This window comes from Taibaiella sp. KBW10 (genome assembly GCF_003852495.1).
Lineage (GTDB): Bacteria > Bacteroidota > Bacteroidia > Chitinophagales > Chitinophagaceae > Edaphocola.
Genome location: NZ_QAJI01000005.1, coordinates 480,694 through 498,199, shown reverse-complemented (window position 1 = coordinate 498,199; position 17,506 = coordinate 480,694). Strand labels below are relative to the sequence as shown.

Sequence of the window (17,506 nt, the reverse complement as noted above, 5' to 3'; positions counted from 1 at the left end):
ATTAACAATATTCGTACTAACTATAAAATTGAGCTCAATGGCAACGGTAACACGCGAACCAATTGCAAAATTGCACGATAAATTAATCGTGAAAATCAACAAAGAAGATTATTTACCTTCTTTCGAAAAGAACTTAAAACAATACGGAAAACAAGCTAACATACCTGGATTTAGAAAAGGAAACGTTCCTACAGGAATGGTTAAGAAAATGTTTGGCCAGTCTGTATTTACAGATGCGGTTATCCAGCAGGCTAATGAACAACTACAACAATATTTAACTACTGAAAAGCCTAGCATTTTTGCGCAGCCTCTGCCTTTAGAGAATGCTGGTATGAAGTTTGATATGAATGCTCCTGAAGATTTTGAATTCAGTTTCGAAATCGGTTTGAAACCGGAGTTTGAAGTAAAGCCGATTAACGACAAAAAAGGCACTTTAAATAAGTATGTTATCACGGTTGATGATAAAATGCTTGATGAAGAAGTTGAAAACATTCGCAAACGTGCCGGTAAAGTTGAAAATCCGGATACTTTAGCACAGGATAGCGATATGGTATATGCTGCTTATCAGGCTACTGATAAAGACGGTAATGCTGTTGAAGGTGCTGCTGTAATCGACGATGTGGTGACTTTGGATAAAATGCCAAAGAAAATGCAGGAAATGCTGAAAGGCGCTGCTGCAGGTGCTACCTTTACCTTCCAACCTACCGCGGTAGCAGAAGGAGATGAGTTGAAAGAGTTATTGAAAGATGCTTTGAAACAAGATCCTGAAAACAAAGAAGCTGCTGAAGCACATTATACCTTAACCTTAACTAAAGTGGGCCGTTTGGCACCACGCGATTTGGATGAAGCCTTCTTTGAAGAAGTATTCCCGGGTCAGGAAGTAAAAGATGAAGCAGCCTTCAGAGCACGCATTAAAGAAGAAATGGGTAAAGAGATCAACCGCATTGGTAGCGATCGTTTACAAAATGATATTTTCGAAACATTGGTACACGGTACCGATATCGAATTGCCTGCAGATTTCCTGAAAGCATGGTTACAAAAAGGACAGGAGCAAGTAAAAACAGACGAAGAAGTTGCTAAAGAATGGCCTTCTTTTGAACATCAATTGCGCTGGACGCTGATCTCTGACAAATTGGTTAACGACTATAAGATCGTAGTATCTTTGGAAGACGTTAAAGAAGAGATGAAAGTGCGTGTATTGGCTTATTTTGGCAATACCGCTGCTGACGCTCCATGGTTAGAAGAGTATGTAGACAAAATGGTAAACGATGAGAATACTTTGAACGAAACATACCGCAGATTATTGATGGATAAATTATTTATGGAGATTGCCAGCAATATGGAGGTAAAAGATAAAGCGATTTCTTTAGAAGATTTCCAAAAATTACCAAGTGCACACGAAGCGCATGTACATTAATTAAGCTGAGTAACAGCATATCCTGAAATGCCCGGAGAAATAATATCTCCGGGCATTTTTATGATCCGGTACCGGATAAAAGATTATCTGTATTGCAACCGCTCAATATTTCAAAATTTAGTACTTTTACCCCAAATATCAGACCTTGACACTGCATAAAAGAATTAAGAAATTATATAAATCAATACTTCCCGAAAAGGTTCTGGATAAAATCGGTTTTATACAAAACAAAAGAAAGTACGGTGCCCTGCAAGCGCAACTGATCGCTTACCTGAGTGCGCAGAATGCAAAAAAGATGCTGGACGCGGATCAGAAGGAAATTTTAAGAAATTTAAACACTAAAGGCCTTACCCCTTTTCCTTATGATTTTTACTATAATATTATTAACCAGGATGTAGTAATGCATTGGGATAAAGACCAGCGATTGCCTTACTTTATCTTTGAGGGTAAAAAACTTTATTTTCCTACGGAAATAAGTGCTTATGATGCCAAAAAGCTATTTAAAAGTTTGATTGGTGAGCAAGCTCCGGGTTCTCCGCATTGCTATTTCAATGGCGTACATGTACCTAAATCATCAGATATCGTTTTGGATTTGGGTGCTGCAGAAGGAATATTCGGGCTCAGCGTCATTGACCAGGTTAAGAAGCTTATCTTAGTAGAAGGAGACGGTATGTGGCAAAAACCATTACAGGCCACATTCGCAGCTTATAAACACAAAGTCGATATTATAAATAAATATGTTGGTAGTGGCGATGGCGACTTTATATCCATAACAAAATTATACCAGGATTATGGTGATATCTCATATATAAAAATGGATATTGAGGGAGCAGAGTTAGATATGCTATCGCAAATCTCCACTTTAAGTACCTCATTGTTGCATAACCTTACCTTGAGCGTTTGCACCTACCATAATCAGGAAGATGCCGTTATGATAAAAGGGAAATTGGAAGAAATGGGATTCGAAACCGAATTTTCAAATGGTTATGTGTTTTTCTATTATGATGGCAATATGACAAAGCCCTTTCTAAGAAAGGTACTGGTTAAGGGATACCGTGCAGAATAGCTCCTCATTAGTTATTTTCACTATCTACAATAACAAAAAATAGCATTTGTGATTACACATAAAAGATGGGCAANNCCATCTTTTATGTGTAATTCATTTTTATTGTTTTACCTCGTCCAACTTAGATTTAGCATTATTAAGTTCTTTTTCTCTATCTCCCATTTTAGACTGATTGTCCGCAATATCTTTCTCGAGTTTTTCTTTCTGTTTTTTCAGATCCTCATCTCTTTTCACATACTTATTATAATCCTTCTGCGCATCATCTAAAACTTTAGAAGAAGCGGCAACAGCCATAGTCTTGCTGTATTCAGAAACCTTCACATTTAACCCCGATAAGAAATTGATGGCTCCCTGAGCGGTTTGCGGGTCATTCTGAGTAGTGGTGAAGTTATCATAACCTTTAGACACCAACAGGAATACCTGGCTATTATTTTTCTTTCCTTCTACTTTATAATATACATCCAGTTTATCTGTAGACACTTCATTCCACAAAACACCTTTGTATAGTTTATATCCTTTACTGCTAGATGATTTAGAAGAAAATGTTTTTTTAAAATAGTCTTCCATGCTACCGGCAACAACGTCTTTTGGTGCTTCGATCGTTGTGGTGAAGGCGCCTGCATCTGTCTTATTGAACTTTACGGTCGTTTCTGTTGCCTGCGCAAAACTTGTATTCGTACTCAAAGCCATAAAGCTCCCTGCGGCAATACATAACATTAAAAATTTCTTGTACATAAGTCTTAATTTTATAGGTGAATGATATAAAATGATATAAATAATTTCACTTTTATACTATCAAAAGTACCATTCTTACCACATAAATGGGAGTTAAAAATGCTAATTAAGCTATCATTAACCATTACTCAGCATCAGCGCAGTAATACCATAATCTGCCAATAAAATTGTGATACAACTCACTACTACCGAAGTAGTTGAGGAGCGCCCGATTTCCAAAGCCCCTCCTTCAACATGGTAGCCATAATATGCCGGCACTGTAGAAATGATAAACGCGAAGGTAAAAGACTTGGCCAGCGCAACATACATATTAAAAGGTACGAAATCCGTTGTCAATCCATAATAGAACTGATCCGGCAAAACAGTTCCGGTCATTGAACCGGCTGCATAGCCCCCGATCATACTGATTACAATCGCTAATATGATGAGACAAGGAACCATTAGTAATGCCGCAACAATTTTAGGCAAGATCAGATAGGTTTTCGTATTGATCCCCATAATCTCCAAGGCATCGATTTGCTCACTAATACGCATATTACCCAACTCCGAAGCAATTTTAGAACCTACTACACCTGCCAACACAACACAGATCATTGTCGGCGCCAACTCCAGAATGGTAGAATCCCGCACAATTTGTGCAATTACATAACGCGGGATAATCGGGCTCACCAATTGATAAGCCGACTGCAGGGTCATTACTGCTCCTAAAAATGCTGCAATGATCAATACAATGGGCAGGGAACGGTATCCGATATCATTACATTGATGCATGAATTCTTTCCAGTAAACTTTGGAATTTTCCGGTTTATTGAGCATGCCCTTAAGCATAAGGGTGTACCGGCCTACATGTGATAAAAATTTACTCATTATCATAGCGACAAAAGTAATTAAAGATTATGGATAAAAACGTATGTTTCCCTAAACACTTTTACGGATACATGCTTAGTGCTATGAATGCCGCTAGCCTTGTGGCATATCTCTATCAGCTGTATTTACACAAATTCCCGTATTTTAAAAGGCATAAAAAAACTGCCTACAAAAAAATGTAAGCAGTTACTCGTTATAGTAAATGGTAATTACTCGATTGTTTTAAGCATGCCGTCATCACCGACGGCCATTTGCTGTACCGCTTCAGGTGCTGCTTCTGCAGCATCTGTCGGAAATACAATTTCCATACTTGCGACCTCTTTTAATTTGGGTAACTGGTCAGGCGCATTAATGCCTAAATAGTCCATAAAATGCTTTGAAGTAGCATAGATCAGTGGTTTACCGATGGCCTCTTCATTTCTGCCTGCAATGACGATTAGTTCTTTTTCTAATAATTTCTGAATAGAGTAATCGGCACTTACCCCACGAATGAATTCGATTTCCGATTTAGTTACGGGTTGCTTATAGGCAATAATAGACAGGGTTTCCATTGCCGCAGACGATAGCTTTTTAATGTACTTATCTCCGTTCAGTTGCATAATGGTCTGATGGTAGGCTGCTTTGGTCAGAAATTGATATCCGCCACCGGTTTCTGTCAATTGAAAAGGATAATGTGGTGTATCATATTTTTCTTTAACCGTTTCTATAGCCAAGGCAATTCTTTCACCGGGAATAGGCACTTCTGTAACATTAGACATAAGTTCAATCAGCTCTACCTGGGTTAAAGGTTGCTGACTGGAAAACACCAAAGCTTCTACATGCAGGATCAACTGTTCTAATTCCATTTTATGCGTTCATTAATTACACAACACCGAAAATAAGCTATCTATTACTACTTAACGCAAAAAGAAATGCACAGATGTGGGTAACAATTTAGCTGTTAACAACAACATAATGCACATACATTATAATTTATCTTAATTTCATATAATCAATTCATCCTAAAATAATTATAATATGGAATGGAAAAGATTGAATGGCAGCAGTTTAAAACTGCCTATTAAACAAGCGGTAGAAGAAACGATTATCGCCGAGCAGGAAAAAGGTAACCGTATCAAATTGTTTATCGGAACCGATTCGCAGGTTTTTGGCAGGTATACTGATTTTGCGACGGTTATTGTCTTTCTACGCGAAAAAAAAGGAGGTTTTATGTTTGTACACCACAAAAGCGATCCACGGCTTTATGCCATCAAAGAACGAATGCTGCTTGAAGTTGCGAAAAGCATACAGGTGGCCTATGACTTATGTGATGTACTCACGACCTACAATGTAGAAATGGAAGTGCATGCAGATATCAACACCGATCCACATTTTAAAAGCAACATTGCTCTAAGCGAGGCGATGGGCTACATTTTAGGCATGGGCTTTGCTTTTAAAGCCAAACCACATGCCTTTGCCAGCAGTACCTGTGCTGATCGTATCATACATTAATCAGGTCAAAAATATCTCTTTTCCTATGGCAACCTATTGCAAAAATGGGTTGAGCACTTTTTCCTCCCCTATCGTTGTGGCTGCGCCATGACCACTCAGCACGACGGTTTCCTCCGGCAAGGTGAATAATTGTTGTCGAATGCTATTGATCAAAGTGTCGTAATCTCCTCCCGGCAAATCCGTACGTCCGATGCTTCTTTGAAACAATACATCTCCTGCAATCACAAAATTATCTGCCTGACTGTAAAACACGATACTGCCCGGTGAATGTCCCGGGGCCAGTCTTACCTCCAAGCTATCCACACCCAAGCTTAAAGAACCTTCTTCAATAAAGAAATCCGGAATGGGCGCAACATTAAAATTAAAGCCAAACATCACGGCAGAACTCACTGCATTCCGCAAGACCGGCTCTTCCAGCCGATGCATCCCAAAAGGAATATTATAGCGTTGTTTTACGCTATCTACTGCAAAAATATGATCGATATGTGTATGCGTATTAATGATCTGTTGCGGTACCAGCATTTCGTTAGCAATAAAGTCATACATTTTTTGCTCTTCATCAACACCATACATACCCGGATCTATGATCCAGCATTGTTTTTTTTCATTATAAATCACATAAGAATTTTCCTGAAAAGGATTACAGGTGAATTGTTGTATCTGTAGCATGTTTATCGTCTATTTTATAGCACAAAGAAAACCAATTTTACGCATTTAATGTTACGGCATGCGTCCGCAATTACATTTATTTTTCAGAAATAATATATTTTTTTAGGAAATTAAGTTTATTCCTCCTACCTTTGCATTCCATTTACAAAATCACGGTTGCGTAATTATTGGAAACGGATGATCTTGTAGCTCAGTTGGTAGAGCACATCACTTTTAATGATGGGGTCCTGGGTTCGAGTCCCAGCGGGATCACAGAAGGCATGCTAAAGCATGCCTTTTTGCATTAAATCGCATTTCCTACAGCGGTTTTTCCCAAAAAGCATATCATTTCTTTCCATCTTGAGCCATCCTATCCGGGGTCATTTTCTATCCGTACGACACAGCGTTATTGTCGTGGGCTAAAAGAACCGTAACCTTCCCGAACTTAGCTAGATGACTTCTTTATAATACTTATTTAAAACTAAAGCGTTTTCTCTAATTTTAAATATGCCTATTTTATGGGAAGCTCACGGTATCATATCGGCAATTAAAGGAACGCACAATTATACAATATGAAAATCTAGCAATTAAAAGAAGAAAGTTATCACATTCCTGTCCGCTAACATGATAACGAAAAATAAATTCTAATAGAAATCACTTATGAGATAATAAAATCACCCTAATATTAGGATATCAAAAATTCCTAATATTAGGTATTGTATTGGTTTTTACCTGTGGGTACCTTTGTTTAAATAAATCATTTAAACAAAATAAAGCCCAATCAAAAAGTCTTATTCACTAGTATTGCCTTATTAACATCTACATAATAATTATTGAAATTTTAAAAAAATGAACTATGAAAATGTGTAATACGCTATTGACTATTTTAGCTATTTGCTTGAGTACGGTTGCTTTTTCTCAAGAACTTGTTTATCCGAAAGCCGCTTTCGACCAGGTGAGTGCAAAAAAGGCATTAGCTAATGGAAAATCTGCCATTATGGGGTCGGTGTTTTTTGCTCCGATAAATAATATCTACGGTATTAAGAATACAAATGCCAAAACATATGGTAAGTATGCAGTAGTTTCTATTTTTCCCCTTACTCCCTACATCCAAGAATGGAAAAAACTAAAAGTAAAAAATAGTTTAAGGCAAAAGAAATTAGTAAAAATGAGTGATGAAGTTTATGCAACGAGATTAGATGTAAAAGCAGATGAAGGCGGTAATTTCCAATTTACGGAGATGAAGCCGGGCAAATATTTTTTGCTCAGTACGGTAGAGTGGCATTATGGTGCTACGGAAGAAGATCCCGCCGAAAGTTATTATAGAAATGTGTACGGAATTGTCGAAATAAAAACGGACGGAGAAATTATTAAAAATGTCAAGGTAACGAATTGATCTAAAGCAGAAAGGATTCATGATGTTTTGTCCGAGGGCAAAAAAACTGAAAATCAATTAATGTATTTTTTTAAATGAGGTATTTAGATATGCTGAAGTTTTTAGCATTATTTCTATCTTATTGGACTTTTATATTGCAAATTTAGGATAGCTATAAAATGCTTTGCATTAATTTTAAATATGAAAGTCGATATAGCTAAAACCTACCATATGAAAAAAACAATCTTTGTCCTGTCCGGTTTACTCTTCTCTTTTATTTCGTATGCGCAATCAGGTAACAAGATTGATAGTTTAAGGAACCTGCAAATACAGGGCAAAACAGATAGTATAAAAGCAAGGGCCAGCTTTTTACTGAGCGATGAATATAGTCAGGAACCTGAAAAGGGAAAAGCAGAACTGGACATCGGTCTTAAATTAAGTAAAGACAATAAATTTTTAACCGGGGTATATCATTTTTATTATGGCCAGTTGCTTTTTTATAAAGAACCGGAAAATGCCATCAATCAGTATAAAAAAGGCATTACCCTATTAGAAGAGTTTAAATCAACGGAAAGCCTAGAATTTCAGGCGCGTGCCTGGTATAATATCGGGGCTCAATACGACTATCTGGGTGATTCTGAAATTTTTATGGCCATGCTGATGGAACATTGTATTCCTTTGGCAAAGAAAGCAAAGAATGATAAATTTCAGGCCAGATATAATTATACGATCGGTATGCTGCTGATGAACCTTAAAGATTATCCGTTAGCAGAAGCATACTATCAAAAAAGTATCGCTTATCATCAAAATTTAACCAATACAGACGAACTCGATCACCTAGAAGCGCTTATTGGGGCAGCAACGAATTTTTTACACCAGGAGAAAACAGATGCTACCAAATATTATCTGGATCAAGCACTCCCCTTGGCGAACCGTCATAAAAATGATCCGTTATATATAAGCCTTAAAGAAACTGAGGTAAACTATTACAATGTGATAAAAAATTATGTTAAAGCGGAACGCTTTGCAAAGGAAGTGATTAGAACGGTCAATTCTACGGGTGATGCCAGTCAGGATTATCGGTTAAGGGCTTTATATTTTCAGTTATTTAAGGCTTTGTCCGAGCAAGGTAAATACGCTGAAGCAAAAGCTATTTTAGAGGCGCTAAAACCGGGTTTAATGGTTACTCCAAACAACAGGCGCATCTATTTCTCCCATATGGCAGAACTTCATGAAAGGACGAAAGACTTTGCCACCGCTTATGATTGGCTGAAGAAGGCCTATATCCTTCGCGACTCAATATACAATGACGATTTCAGAAAGGAAATTAATGTAATAGATAAAAAATTGAAGCTATCCGAAAAAGAAAACCGAATCACCCTGCTGGAAGTCGAAAAAAAGGAAACCTTACTGATCCGGAAAAACCAAACATTACTTAACTGGCTTTTGGGTATTGGTGCTGCGGTTTTTCTATTGGCCTTTATTTTGTCGGTGTACATTTACCGAAACAGGCAGCAGCGTACCATATTAAAGCTAAAGGAACTGGAAAAACAAAAAGAGCTGGAGCTTACACAAGCTATTCTTGAAGGGGAAGAACGGGAACGCCAACGTATTGCACGTGACCTTCACGATGGTTTAGGTGGAGCTTTATCCGGTATTAAAATAAAACTTTCGGGAGTTCAAAACCCATCCGATACACCCGTTATTGGCGAAACCATTCTGCAACTGGAACATTCTATTGGGGAACTACGCCGTATCGCACGGAATATGATGCCGGAAACGCTCATTCGTTCCGGGCTGGAAGTAGCATTGTATGATTTATGTGTGTCGCTTTCTTCTGAAAAAACAGTTGTTGAATGTCAACCCAATGGCATGCAAAGGGAAATTCCACTTCAGTCGCAGGTCAATATTTACCGGATCATACAGGAACTTATTGCAAATGCCATTCGACACGGCAAAGCATCAAAAATTATCGTGCAGTGCATTCAGAGCGACAACCATTTCCTGCTTACCGTAGAAGATAATGGTAAAGGATTTGATCCGAAACAAAAATCACTATCCAATGGCATCGGATTGATTAATATCAAAAACCGGGTAGATCTTATGAAGGGAAAAATGCAGATAGATGCTGCTGCAAATGAAGGGACGACCGTAAATATTGAATTATATGGCTAAGCAAAAAATAACGTTGGCTTTGGTGGATGACCACCCAATTGTTATAGAAGGGTTGAAGTCACTTTTTGCCCATCAGCAGGAAAAATATAACCTGGTTTGTTTTGGCGATGGCCATACCATCCTTTCTTTCCTGGAACATAATGCAGTAGATGTTCTGCTCTTAGATATTGCCTTACCTGATACTAACGGCGTGGACCTTTGCAAAATAATCAGATCTCAATATCCCGATACCCTTGTTATTGGCCTGAGTAATCAGGCAGAGCACAGTACGATCCTGCAAATGCTGCATAACGGTGCGTCCGGATTTCTGCTAAAAGATGTGCCTGCCGAAGAGCTGTTAAGCGGTATAGCCGATGTCCTGGAAGGGGAAGTAGTCTTAAGTAAAGAAGTAAAGAAAATCCTGGCAACGCCGACTACTGCAGCACAGCAACTGCCCTCCCTGACCAAACGGGAAAAACAATTGTTGCTACTATTGGCGCAAGGCAAAACAACGGTGGTTATCGCAGAAGAACTTTTCCTGAGTAAACTCACCGTAGACACGTATCGTAAAAACCTGTTACAGAAATTCGAAGTTAAAAATATCGCTGAATTGTTGATGCTTTTGGTGGAGCATAAAATGCTATAAGAATGCATGACACCCTAATAGTAGGAGGTCAAAAAAGCCGATTTGTCGGTATTGTGGGCGGTTTTTGTTAGTCGTATTTTTGCTTTAAATAGTTTAACTAAATATTCAATTAAACAAAAATATTATGAAAAAGTTATTTCTTTCAAGTCTTCTGATGCTTGGTTTGTTTACGCTCGTATTAAGTTGTTCCAAAAATAAAGGACCAGATGGTGATACCGGCTCGTTCAATGTTTCTGATTTTGAAGTGTCCAATATTATAAAAGAAGTGAATTCTAGTACTAATGTTCACGTTTCTTATGACTTTAAAAACATCAGCAGCAGGAACTATTCCAGCATTAACGGAGGAACCAGTTTTAGGATAGAATGGACTGTTAGGACTACCGATGGCAATTCCTTTCAGCAAAACGATCTGTTGCCTCTAGAGCTTAATGCAGGGGCAACTTCGGCAGAGGTTACTAATATTGCGATTTCTGCCGGAAAAACACCAGATCTCTCTACTGTCACGTATAGAGTGTATAAAGATTAATTCTTTTAATATTATCGTAGATTATTTACGTTTATCGGAACGTTGGGCTATTTGATAATTCCGTTGGTTACAGATCACCTTATAGTGGATCTAAAGTTCTTGTTTTGCAGGAAAATGATTGAATTATTGCTACCCAAAAATGAACAATAAAGTTAAAATCAATAAAATAGAAACGATGAACAGACAACATGCAAAACAAATTTTGAGTACTTTATTATTGTGCTTATTTTCAAGTGCCCTACTGTTGAGTTGCGACAAATCAGGCAATAGCCCGGGGGGAGGTGATCCAGTATCCAATTTCAAACCTTCAGATTTCCAGGTAACCATTACCAGTACCAGTACCAACTTGACATCAAGTCCTTATACAATATATTATGAGGTTAAGAACCTAAAGAATGAAGGTTATACCCGCAATGTTGAAAATGGATATTACTCCCTTAGATTTAAAGTAGCGACAACAGATGGAACGAAATATGAAGATAATTTGATGATCAATACTACACAAGCTGGCGGAAGCCATGCATATGATCTCGGTATATATTACACGGCGGGTAAAACGATAGCGCCCTCTACTTTGACTTATGAAATATATAATGATCAATAACGTTATCAAAAGTTTGATCCAGTCTTTTAAACTCCATAAAACATAAACGATGAACAGACAACATGCAAAACAAATCTTGAATATTTTATTATTGTGCTTATTGTCTAGCGTTTTTCTACTGAGTTGCGATAAGTCCGGCAATGAACCGGGTGGCGGTGATCCTGTATCCAAATTCAAACCTTCAGACTTCAAATTGACCATTTTGAAGAAAGAGGCAGGTCAAGTGTCTTACCGAATAGAATTTGAAGTCACAAATTTAAAAAATGAAGCTTATGGCGATCAGCACGAAGATGGCAACTATTACATTCGCTTCAAAGTAAAAACTACAGATGGAGCAGAATACCAATCGCAGGCTTCCGTAAAAGATATATCGGCAAATGGTTCATCATCAGATTTTTCAACAATTGATTTTCCGAATGGTAAAACAGTGAATGAATCGACGCTCAACTATGAATTTTATGAATAAATAAAAAGAATATTCTTCTGATAGTTTTTTGGGGTGGTATTATGCTTAGATAAATGCCGCTCTAAAAATGATTAATTATTGATATCTCTATTAGAATTTGTAACAACAAAATAATCCATGTACATTTATAGTAAATAAGCAGTTATTTGATCTATTTTAATGCATATCAAACCATTTGAAACGGTTACCTTTTCGGTTACAAATCAGAATGAAAAATTCGCAATTGGTTGATTATAATTACATAGCATACTTAATTTTGATTCCAGCGGGATCACCTCTTGGGACAAATCAGAAAATAACTGGTTTGTCCCATTTTTTTACCCTGTAGTTTCCTGTTTACTAACGATATAAGCCTGATCGCTTCGTTGATTCTTGTAGTTCGAAAACTAAATCCGTCAAATACCAGTTTTTCGGGGAAAACCGAAGCGATGACCGTTCTTCGCTGATATAAAGTGCCATTTTTAGAGGCAGGAATGTAAAGCCAAAATACAAAATCACATTATAAAGATTGTCCCTTTAATTTTGTCCTATCCAAGCTCTTGTTACAGACAGATCCGATCCAGTCGTTTTATTTATTTTATAACCTTCTCAAATGTTTGTCCGTTCAGCTTGCTGATTCCTTCACCTTCTGTTATAAACCACAAGGAGTTTTGCTTATCTTTATAGATAGTGCTGACTTTTTCATTTGCAAGCCCGTCTTTGGTCGTGAAATTTTTCAAGTTCTTCCCATCATACTTCCAGGCGCCATTGTCAATTGTTCCTATCCAAAGATTACCTTCGTTGTCTTCATTGATTGTCCAAACTCTGGCAAGGTTTGCTTTACGCGCTGAGGTAGTTTTTTTATTCACGAAATCAGGATTTCCAAGCCCATTCTGTTCTGTGAAATTTGTGAGTGTTTTACCATCATAGCGAAATAAGCCAAAGCCATTATTCCCAAACCAAATATCACCCCTCTTATCTTGAAAGATAGCCCGAACAGCTCCTCTATTAAGTCCTTGCTCTGTAAAATAAGTAAATGTCTTACCGTCATAACGACAAACGCCTTGTTGGTCTGTCCCAAACCAAATGTTACCTGACTTGTCTTTTAGAATACAATAAACCCCATAAGGTCTGTCTAAATTTGTTGGAGAAGGTTTGTATGTGGCGGGATGAATAACAAATTGGGCAAAGCGTTTCCCATCGTAGTGATACACATTGCCATTATAACAAAAAAAGAGGCCCTCTTTTTCTAATTCTAAATCTTCTTTTGGTGCATTTTTTAGTGTATCCGCAAAATCAATAAAAAAATTTCCGTCGAACTTGTTAAGTCCTTCACTGGTGTTAAACCATAAATTCCCTGCACTGTCCTCTTTAATATCCGCAACAAAATTACTACCCAAACCATCTTTGTCCGTGATTTGAAATAATCTTTCTCGCTTAGCATAATATATGCCTTCACCATAAGTTGCAAACCAATAATTGCCCTCTCTATCTTGTAAAACATCACGAATATCCTTGCCCAATTCATTGACAATTTTTCCATTTACCTTAAGAGATTGTGTTTCCTTTTGAACCGTCGTTTGCGCAACAATTTTATCCTTATGGGCGTTGCTCTGTCCGTTACAAGAGGAAAAAAGCATTAGTAAAATAAGTGACATAGTTGAGGCCTGCCTGAGTATTTTTTGTGTCATATTTTTTATTTTTTTAGGTCAACCATCCCGGGTGCTCAGTTTAGTTGCATCGCTGCAAAGGTTCAGATATATGCGCCATTTCATTTTAAAGCTCACAAGTTAATCATTGCATTCTGAAACATCCCAACAACTCGAGGTATTGAGCAAGAATCTTTACGGCTCCTATTCCATATTTTTCCTTTTTATAGGACATCATCATTTATGTCTTATAATGATACAAATAAGTTTTCGGTTACTATAAAGCCAATTTCTTAATATAAATACTGCTTTACAAATCATTTTACGTTAGTAGTTTTAAGCAAAAGATACAATGCTGTAAAAAGATCAATAACATATTAATGCTTCACATAATCACCCTAATATCGAAATTAAAATTTTAGCGAAATTTGGTAGAACAAAATACTCGTTATATATTTGCACTCCAATCAGCTATTTGATTTATTAGTACACATCAAACAATTTGAAATTGCTGTTTTTTCAGCGGAAATTTTTTAATTTTTGAGTATAAATATATTAAAAAGCAAATCAAACAAATGATCTTGTAGCTCAGTTGGTAGAGCACATCACTTTTAATGATGGGGTCCTGGGTTCGAGTCCCAGCGGGATCACAGAAGGCATGCTAAAGCATGCCTTCTTGCATTAAATCATATTGAAAAGGCCGCTTTTAAAAGATAATCATACCATTTCAATCCATTCTGATCCATACCAAACGGTTACCATTTCGGTTACCATTTCCTTTTTTTACTTTTGGTAACCGCGAACCTCATTTCGTTTGATGCGTGTAATCGATCAAAGGGCTGTTCAAATTAATTTTTGTTAACCTTTTTAATGTGCTGTGTGATGAATATCAAACAAGAAAAACCGGATCTGTTGTTCTGGTTGCAAAGGAGTAAAAAAAGAAAAGACGGTAAAGTACCGATCTCCGTACGTATTACCATTGATTGTGCTTCCCGGGAATTGTCTTTGGGGGCATCTGTGCTTCCCGAACATTGGGATGTGGAACGAAAGATGGTTTTAAGGCAGGATGCTGATCATAGAAGTATCAATACTAAGATCAGGAAAGTTAGTGTGGATATGGAACGAATCTATGATACACTTTGCCTGCAATATGCTGTTGTCACTCCGGAGATGGTAAAGAATGTTTATAACGGAAAATCGGCTGTTGTGGTTTCTGCTGATATGGCAGATGCGGAAAACTTTACATTGATGGTTGCTTTTTCGGAGTTTATTGAGCGCTTTGCTAAGATGGTTGGACAGGATAACCGTTCAGATGGTACTTTACGTCATTGGCGATCTACTAAAACCAAGGTACTTGCTTTTCTGGAGTCTCAGTATAGAGTTACAGATATTGCTTTTGGGGAGATACGCCCTGCTTTTGCAGATGAGTTTTATGATTACCTGACCATTTATGTGGATTATCCTTTGGCCGATCCTACGGCTAAGAAGCATATCAAGAAGCTGAAACAGATCATTAAGGCCGGAGTGAAAAAGCAAATTATCTCCGCTAATCCTATTGCCGATTTTGTTTGTGGAGGGGATTTGGTGGATATTCCGCCTTTGGAGCTGCAACAGGTGTTTACCATTCAGCAGAAGGATTTTGGGGTAGATCGCTTGAATGAGGTGCGTGATGCCTTTATCTTCCAGTGTTTTACGGGTTTTGCCTATCAGGATATTTATGCCCTTTCTCCTGAAAATATTGTCTTAGTAGACAAGGAACGATGGTTGATCAAAGATCGGGGAAAAACGGGCGTTTCTGAAATTGTGCCGATCCTGCCGAATGTAGAAGAACTTATTACTAAATATAAAGATCACCCTAAATGTAAGGTGCGTAATGCTTTGATGCCGGTATCTTCGAATACGAGGTATAATGGTTATCTGAAAGAGATTGCTTTGATCTGTGGTTTGGACCGGGAGTTAAATACGCACCTTGCCCGTCATACGTTTGCGGATATGATGCTTAATTTAGGAGTACCACTCGAAGATGTAAGTAAAATGCTGGGCCATCGGTCTATCCGTACCACCCAGCGTTATTGCAGAGTACGTAAGGAACGCATCAGCCGTAATATTAACCTATTTGTAAGATCTAAGCTATTTGATGAAAAGGGGAAATTGATGCTGGTAGGATAGTTTAATGATGGATAATAATCTTATAATAATTAAAAAGCAGGCTCCCTTAAAAGAGCCTGCTTTTCATTGATGTAATAATAAACCGGAAAAAATTAAGTAATGGACAGGGCAAGCGCCGGGAGTTCTGTGCTGCAAGGATGCTTAATGGGGTTTCTAAGGACTTAAATTCTTCGTCCTCTCTTTTGCCGTAACCTTTGTTCCTCTGGCAGTTCCTGTTTTGGCGTCAGCACGGCAGTTAAATTGAGTTCCATTTTGAAGCGGTCTGTTTCTGGCAGGGAAGCTGATCTCCTTTCCATCATCTGCAGTACTTTAGTACAGCTCTTCAAATAATATTCTTGCAGCTTAGGAGACCAGGAACGTAGTACCTCTTCTTTATAAACTTCCATAATATCAACCGGGTTATGAGCAACCAAAGTTACTCCCTCCACCAAACTTGTATATTCCAGTATAATGGAGCGGGCGTATATAGAGATATTGTCAAAAAGTCGCTTCCGGGATATTGCTGCTATTGTGGTCGGTATCGCTTCAAAACGAACATCGTGCGCATCTTTTGATACCTTTCTGCCCAGACCTTGTTCTTGCAGATTTTCTTCATAACGAATGTAAGTGCCCAGTAAACTCAGCTTCGGACTCACCGCCAGTAACATAATATCGACCTCAAAACCATTATCTTTCATTTCCCGGATGGTTTCGTTAAGCCTTTCACCTGATGAAAAGGTAGTTTCAAGAATATAGTTTAACCTGTTTTCTCTGCAGTATCTGCATAATTGGTCATTCCACTGCTGTGCATATGCTGTCGTCAGTTCCGGATAAGCTAAAGGGTACTTTTTCTTTATTTCTGTTGACAATGGGTGATAGTCTCTCAGGTTGTCTGCATTGCAAACAACAGCATTATCCCGAAGCAAAGCCTCAGCGTTTTTCTGTAATTCTGATTTTCCTGCTCCCGGCTGGGCACCAAGGATAACAGCTTTGGGCGTTTGTGAAGCAATATATCCTTTTGCAACATGCTCTACAATAATTTCAAATATTGTCGAAAAATCTTTGTCAGACAAACGATACTGTTCCTTTAGGTGTTCAAGGTCATTATACGAGCTGTTCTCCATTATTAACCTTTTTTAATTTAGGCCCATATAATGCAATGATCTGCTTCAAACGATCCCCATCCATAAAGTTGGCCGATTTCCTGTTTATAGCTTTGATTTCTTCAGATAGCTTAAGCAGTTCCTCTATTCTGCCCTGGTCTGGTATTTCTTTTTTAAGCTCTGAAAATTGCTCGCGGCCTGTATAGGCAATGAGCTCATTGAGTATCGAGTTAGCACTCTCTGTAAGCGCATACCAATCTAAGGGATTTTCCGGTGGATTTATCCTTACTTTTTGCTGTTTCAGCACTTGTTCTATTTGAATCCATTCTTTATAGTCCAATAATACCGAAACGGGATTGCCGGCATTATCCCTTATAATCTCCTTTATCATAATGTTCTCCTTTTTATCCCAAATATGGGTATATTTATCTATCTCAAATTTACTCAATAAAATGCAAATCCAGTTAGTTATAAGTGTTAAAATCTCCAACAATTCGTAGGCAGGATAAATAGGTCGAAACAGCAATTATTAACCACTAACGGCTAATCTTATTACCAAAAATACTAAAAGCAGGAATCAACCTGCTTTTAGTATTTAGACAACTTGTACCAAATAAATCAATATTTTCTAG

17 protein-coding genes and 2 tRNA genes are annotated in these 17,506 nt (G+C 37.8%); 12 read left to right on the top strand and 7 right to left on the bottom strand.

The genetic code is table 11. The annotated features are described in order from the left end of the window. The first annotated feature begins 37 nt into the window (after nucleotides 1-37). Both tig and DBR32_RS12595 read left to right on the top strand, forming a co-directional pair. Nucleotides 38-1,417, top strand: coding sequence for a trigger factor (tig, locus tag DBR32_RS12600; protein ID WP_124636689.1), 1,380 nt, complete (start codon nucleotides 38-40; stop codon nucleotides 1,415-1,417). A gap of 145 nt (nucleotides 1,418-1,562) precedes the next feature. Further along, on the top strand, nucleotides 1,563-2,483 hold the full coding sequence (locus tag DBR32_RS12595) for an FkbM family methyltransferase (protein WP_124636688.1): 921 nt from the start codon (nucleotides 1,563-1,565) through the stop codon (nucleotides 2,481-2,483). Nucleotides 2,484-2,582: 99 nt separating this feature from the next. Here DBR32_RS12595 and DBR32_RS12590 read toward each other — a convergent pair whose 3' ends face one another. The 3 genes from DBR32_RS12590 to scpB all read right to left on the bottom strand — a co-directional run bounded on the left by DBR32_RS12590 (nucleotide 2,583) and on the right by scpB (nucleotide 4,930). Continuing rightward, the gene (locus tag DBR32_RS12590) at nucleotides 2,583-3,218 is read right to left on the bottom strand and encodes a hypothetical protein (RefSeq protein WP_124636687.1); all 636 of its coding nucleotides are present in this window, start codon (nucleotides 3,216-3,218) and stop codon (nucleotides 2,583-2,585) included. Between the two features lie 117 nt (nucleotides 3,219-3,335). Next, nucleotides 3,336-4,085, bottom strand: coding sequence for an ABC transporter permease (locus DBR32_RS12585; protein WP_199724479.1), 750 nt, complete (start codon nucleotides 4,083-4,085; stop codon nucleotides 3,336-3,338). A 209-nt stretch (nucleotides 4,086-4,294) separates the two neighbouring features. Further along, entirely contained in the window at nucleotides 4,295-4,930 is a 636-nt protein-coding gene (gene scpB, locus DBR32_RS12580; protein WP_124636686.1) for an SMC-Scp complex subunit ScpB, read from the bottom strand. A gap of 172 nt (nucleotides 4,931-5,102) precedes the next feature. Between scpB and DBR32_RS12575 the strand changes: the two genes are divergently transcribed. Continuing rightward, entirely contained in the window at nucleotides 5,103-5,576 is a 474-nt protein-coding gene (locus tag DBR32_RS12575) for a ribonuclease H-like YkuK family protein (protein ID WP_124636685.1), read from the top strand. A gap of 33 nt (nucleotides 5,577-5,609) precedes the next feature. Here the strand turns inward: DBR32_RS12575 and DBR32_RS12570 are convergent, their stop codons facing one another. After that, nucleotides 5,610-6,245, bottom strand: a complete 636-nt coding sequence (locus tag DBR32_RS12570; RefSeq protein ID WP_124636684.1) for an MBL fold metallo-hydrolase — start codon at nucleotides 6,243-6,245, stop codon at nucleotides 5,610-5,612. Between the two features lie 179 nt (nucleotides 6,246-6,424). Here DBR32_RS12570 and DBR32_RS12565 point away from each other — a divergent pair. The 7 genes from DBR32_RS12565 (at nucleotide 6,425) to DBR32_RS12535 (ending at nucleotide 11,995) form a co-directional block, all read left to right on the top strand. Next, nucleotides 6,425-6,497 (top strand) — tRNA-Lys (locus DBR32_RS12565). A gap of 583 nt (nucleotides 6,498-7,080) precedes the next feature. Continuing rightward, on the top strand, nucleotides 7,081-7,620 hold the full coding sequence (locus tag DBR32_RS12560; RefSeq protein ID WP_124636683.1) for a hypothetical protein: 540 nt from the start codon (nucleotides 7,081-7,083) through the stop codon (nucleotides 7,618-7,620). A gap of 210 nt (nucleotides 7,621-7,830) precedes the next feature. After that, the gene (locus DBR32_RS12555) at nucleotides 7,831-9,774 is read left to right on the top strand and encodes a sensor histidine kinase (RefSeq protein ID WP_158605985.1); all 1,944 of its coding nucleotides are present in this window, start codon (nucleotides 7,831-7,833) and stop codon (nucleotides 9,772-9,774) included. Continuing rightward, the gene (locus tag DBR32_RS12550) at nucleotides 9,767-10,399 is read left to right on the top strand and encodes a response regulator transcription factor (RefSeq protein ID WP_124636681.1); all 633 of its coding nucleotides are present in this window, start codon (nucleotides 9,767-9,769) and stop codon (nucleotides 10,397-10,399) included. The genes DBR32_RS12555 and DBR32_RS12550 overlap by 8 nt, the downstream gene beginning before the upstream one ends. A 154-nt stretch (nucleotides 10,400-10,553) precedes the next feature. Further along, entirely contained in the window at nucleotides 10,554-10,925 is a 372-nt protein-coding gene (locus DBR32_RS12545) for a hypothetical protein (RefSeq protein WP_233559734.1), read from the top strand. 175 nt (nucleotides 10,926-11,100) lie between these two features. Beyond that, nucleotides 11,101-11,529, top strand: coding sequence for a hypothetical protein (locus tag DBR32_RS12540; protein WP_148089216.1), 429 nt, complete (start codon nucleotides 11,101-11,103; stop codon nucleotides 11,527-11,529). A gap of 49 nt (nucleotides 11,530-11,578) precedes the next feature. Beyond that, nucleotides 11,579-11,995 (top strand): hypothetical protein, encoded by a 417-nt coding sequence (locus tag DBR32_RS12535; protein WP_124636678.1) that lies wholly within the window; start codon nucleotides 11,579-11,581, stop codon nucleotides 11,993-11,995. Nucleotides 11,996-12,567: 572 nt separating this feature from the next. Here the strand turns inward: DBR32_RS12535 and DBR32_RS12530 are convergent. Next, nucleotides 12,568-13,665, bottom strand: a complete 1,098-nt coding sequence (locus tag DBR32_RS12530; protein WP_124636677.1) for a two-component regulator propeller domain-containing protein — start codon at nucleotides 13,663-13,665, stop codon at nucleotides 12,568-12,570. A gap of 535 nt (nucleotides 13,666-14,200) precedes the next feature. On the opposite strand from DBR32_RS12530, the gene DBR32_RS12525 reads away from it, so the two are divergent. After that, nucleotides 14,201-14,273 (top strand) — tRNA-Lys (locus tag DBR32_RS12525). 232 nt (nucleotides 14,274-14,505) lie between these two features. Continuing rightward, a complete protein-coding gene (locus DBR32_RS12520; RefSeq protein WP_199724477.1) occupies nucleotides 14,506-15,792 on the top strand; it encodes a site-specific integrase in 1,287 nt (428 codons plus the stop codon). 161 nt (nucleotides 15,793-15,953) lie between these two features. Here DBR32_RS12520 and DBR32_RS12515 read toward each other — a convergent pair whose 3' ends face one another. Beyond that, on the bottom strand, nucleotides 15,954-16,895 hold the full coding sequence (locus DBR32_RS12515) for a zeta toxin family protein (protein WP_124636676.1): 942 nt from the start codon (nucleotides 16,893-16,895) through the stop codon (nucleotides 15,954-15,956). Further along, nucleotides 16,876-17,265 (bottom strand): hypothetical protein, encoded by a 390-nt coding sequence (locus DBR32_RS12510; protein WP_124636675.1) that lies wholly within the window; start codon nucleotides 17,263-17,265, stop codon nucleotides 16,876-16,878. Before DBR32_RS12510 ends, DBR32_RS12515 begins: the two co-directional genes overlap by 20 nt. Nucleotides 17,266-17,506 lie beyond the last annotated feature (241 nt).

Excerpts from the sequence above, each read along its gene's own strand:
- tig (WP_124636689.1), top strand. The coding sequence starts at position 38 with ATGGCAACGGTAACACGCGAACCAATTGCAAAATTGCACGATAAATTA.
- DBR32_RS12590 (WP_124636687.1), bottom strand. The coding sequence starts at position 3,218 with ATGTACAAGAAATTTTTAATGTTATGTATTGCCGCAGGGAGCTTTATG.
- DBR32_RS12585 (WP_199724479.1), bottom strand. The coding sequence starts at position 4,085 with ATGAGTAAATTTTTATCACATGTAGGCCGGTACACCCTTATGCTTAAG.
- scpB (WP_124636686.1), bottom strand. The coding sequence starts at position 4,930 with ATGGAATTAGAACAGTTGATCCTGCATGTAGAAGCTTTGGTGTTTTCC.
- DBR32_RS12575 (WP_124636685.1), top strand. The coding sequence starts at position 5,103 with ATGGAATGGAAAAGATTGAATGGCAGCAGTTTAAAACTGCCTATTAAA.
- DBR32_RS12570 (WP_124636684.1), bottom strand. The coding sequence starts at position 6,245 with ATGCTACAGATACAACAATTCACCTGTAATCCTTTTCAGGAAAATTCT.
- DBR32_RS12560 (WP_124636683.1), top strand. The coding sequence starts at position 7,081 with ATGAAAATGTGTAATACGCTATTGACTATTTTAGCTATTTGCTTGAGT.
- DBR32_RS12555 (WP_158605985.1), top strand. The coding sequence starts at position 7,831 with ATGAAAAAAACAATCTTTGTCCTGTCCGGTTTACTCTTCTCTTTTATT.
- DBR32_RS12550 (WP_124636681.1), top strand. The coding sequence starts at position 9,767 with ATGGCTAAGCAAAAAATAACGTTGGCTTTGGTGGATGACCACCCAATT.
- DBR32_RS12545 (WP_233559734.1), top strand. The coding sequence starts at position 10,554 with ATGCTTGGTTTGTTTACGCTCGTATTAAGTTGTTCCAAAAATAAAGGA.
- DBR32_RS12540 (WP_148089216.1), top strand. The coding sequence starts at position 11,101 with ATGAACAGACAACATGCAAAACAAATTTTGAGTACTTTATTATTGTGC.
- DBR32_RS12535 (WP_124636678.1), top strand. The coding sequence starts at position 11,579 with ATGAACAGACAACATGCAAAACAAATCTTGAATATTTTATTATTGTGC.
- DBR32_RS12530 (WP_124636677.1), bottom strand. The coding sequence starts at position 13,665 with ATGACACAAAAAATACTCAGGCAGGCCTCAACTATGTCACTTATTTTA.
- DBR32_RS12520 (WP_199724477.1), top strand. The coding sequence starts at position 14,506 with ATGAATATCAAACAAGAAAAACCGGATCTGTTGTTCTGGTTGCAAAGG.
- DBR32_RS12515 (WP_124636676.1), bottom strand. The coding sequence starts at position 16,895 with ATGGAGAACAGCTCGTATAATGACCTTGAACACCTAAAGGAACAGTAT.
- DBR32_RS12510 (WP_124636675.1), bottom strand. The coding sequence starts at position 17,265 with ATGATAAAGGAGATTATAAGGGATAATGCCGGCAATCCCGTTTCGGTA.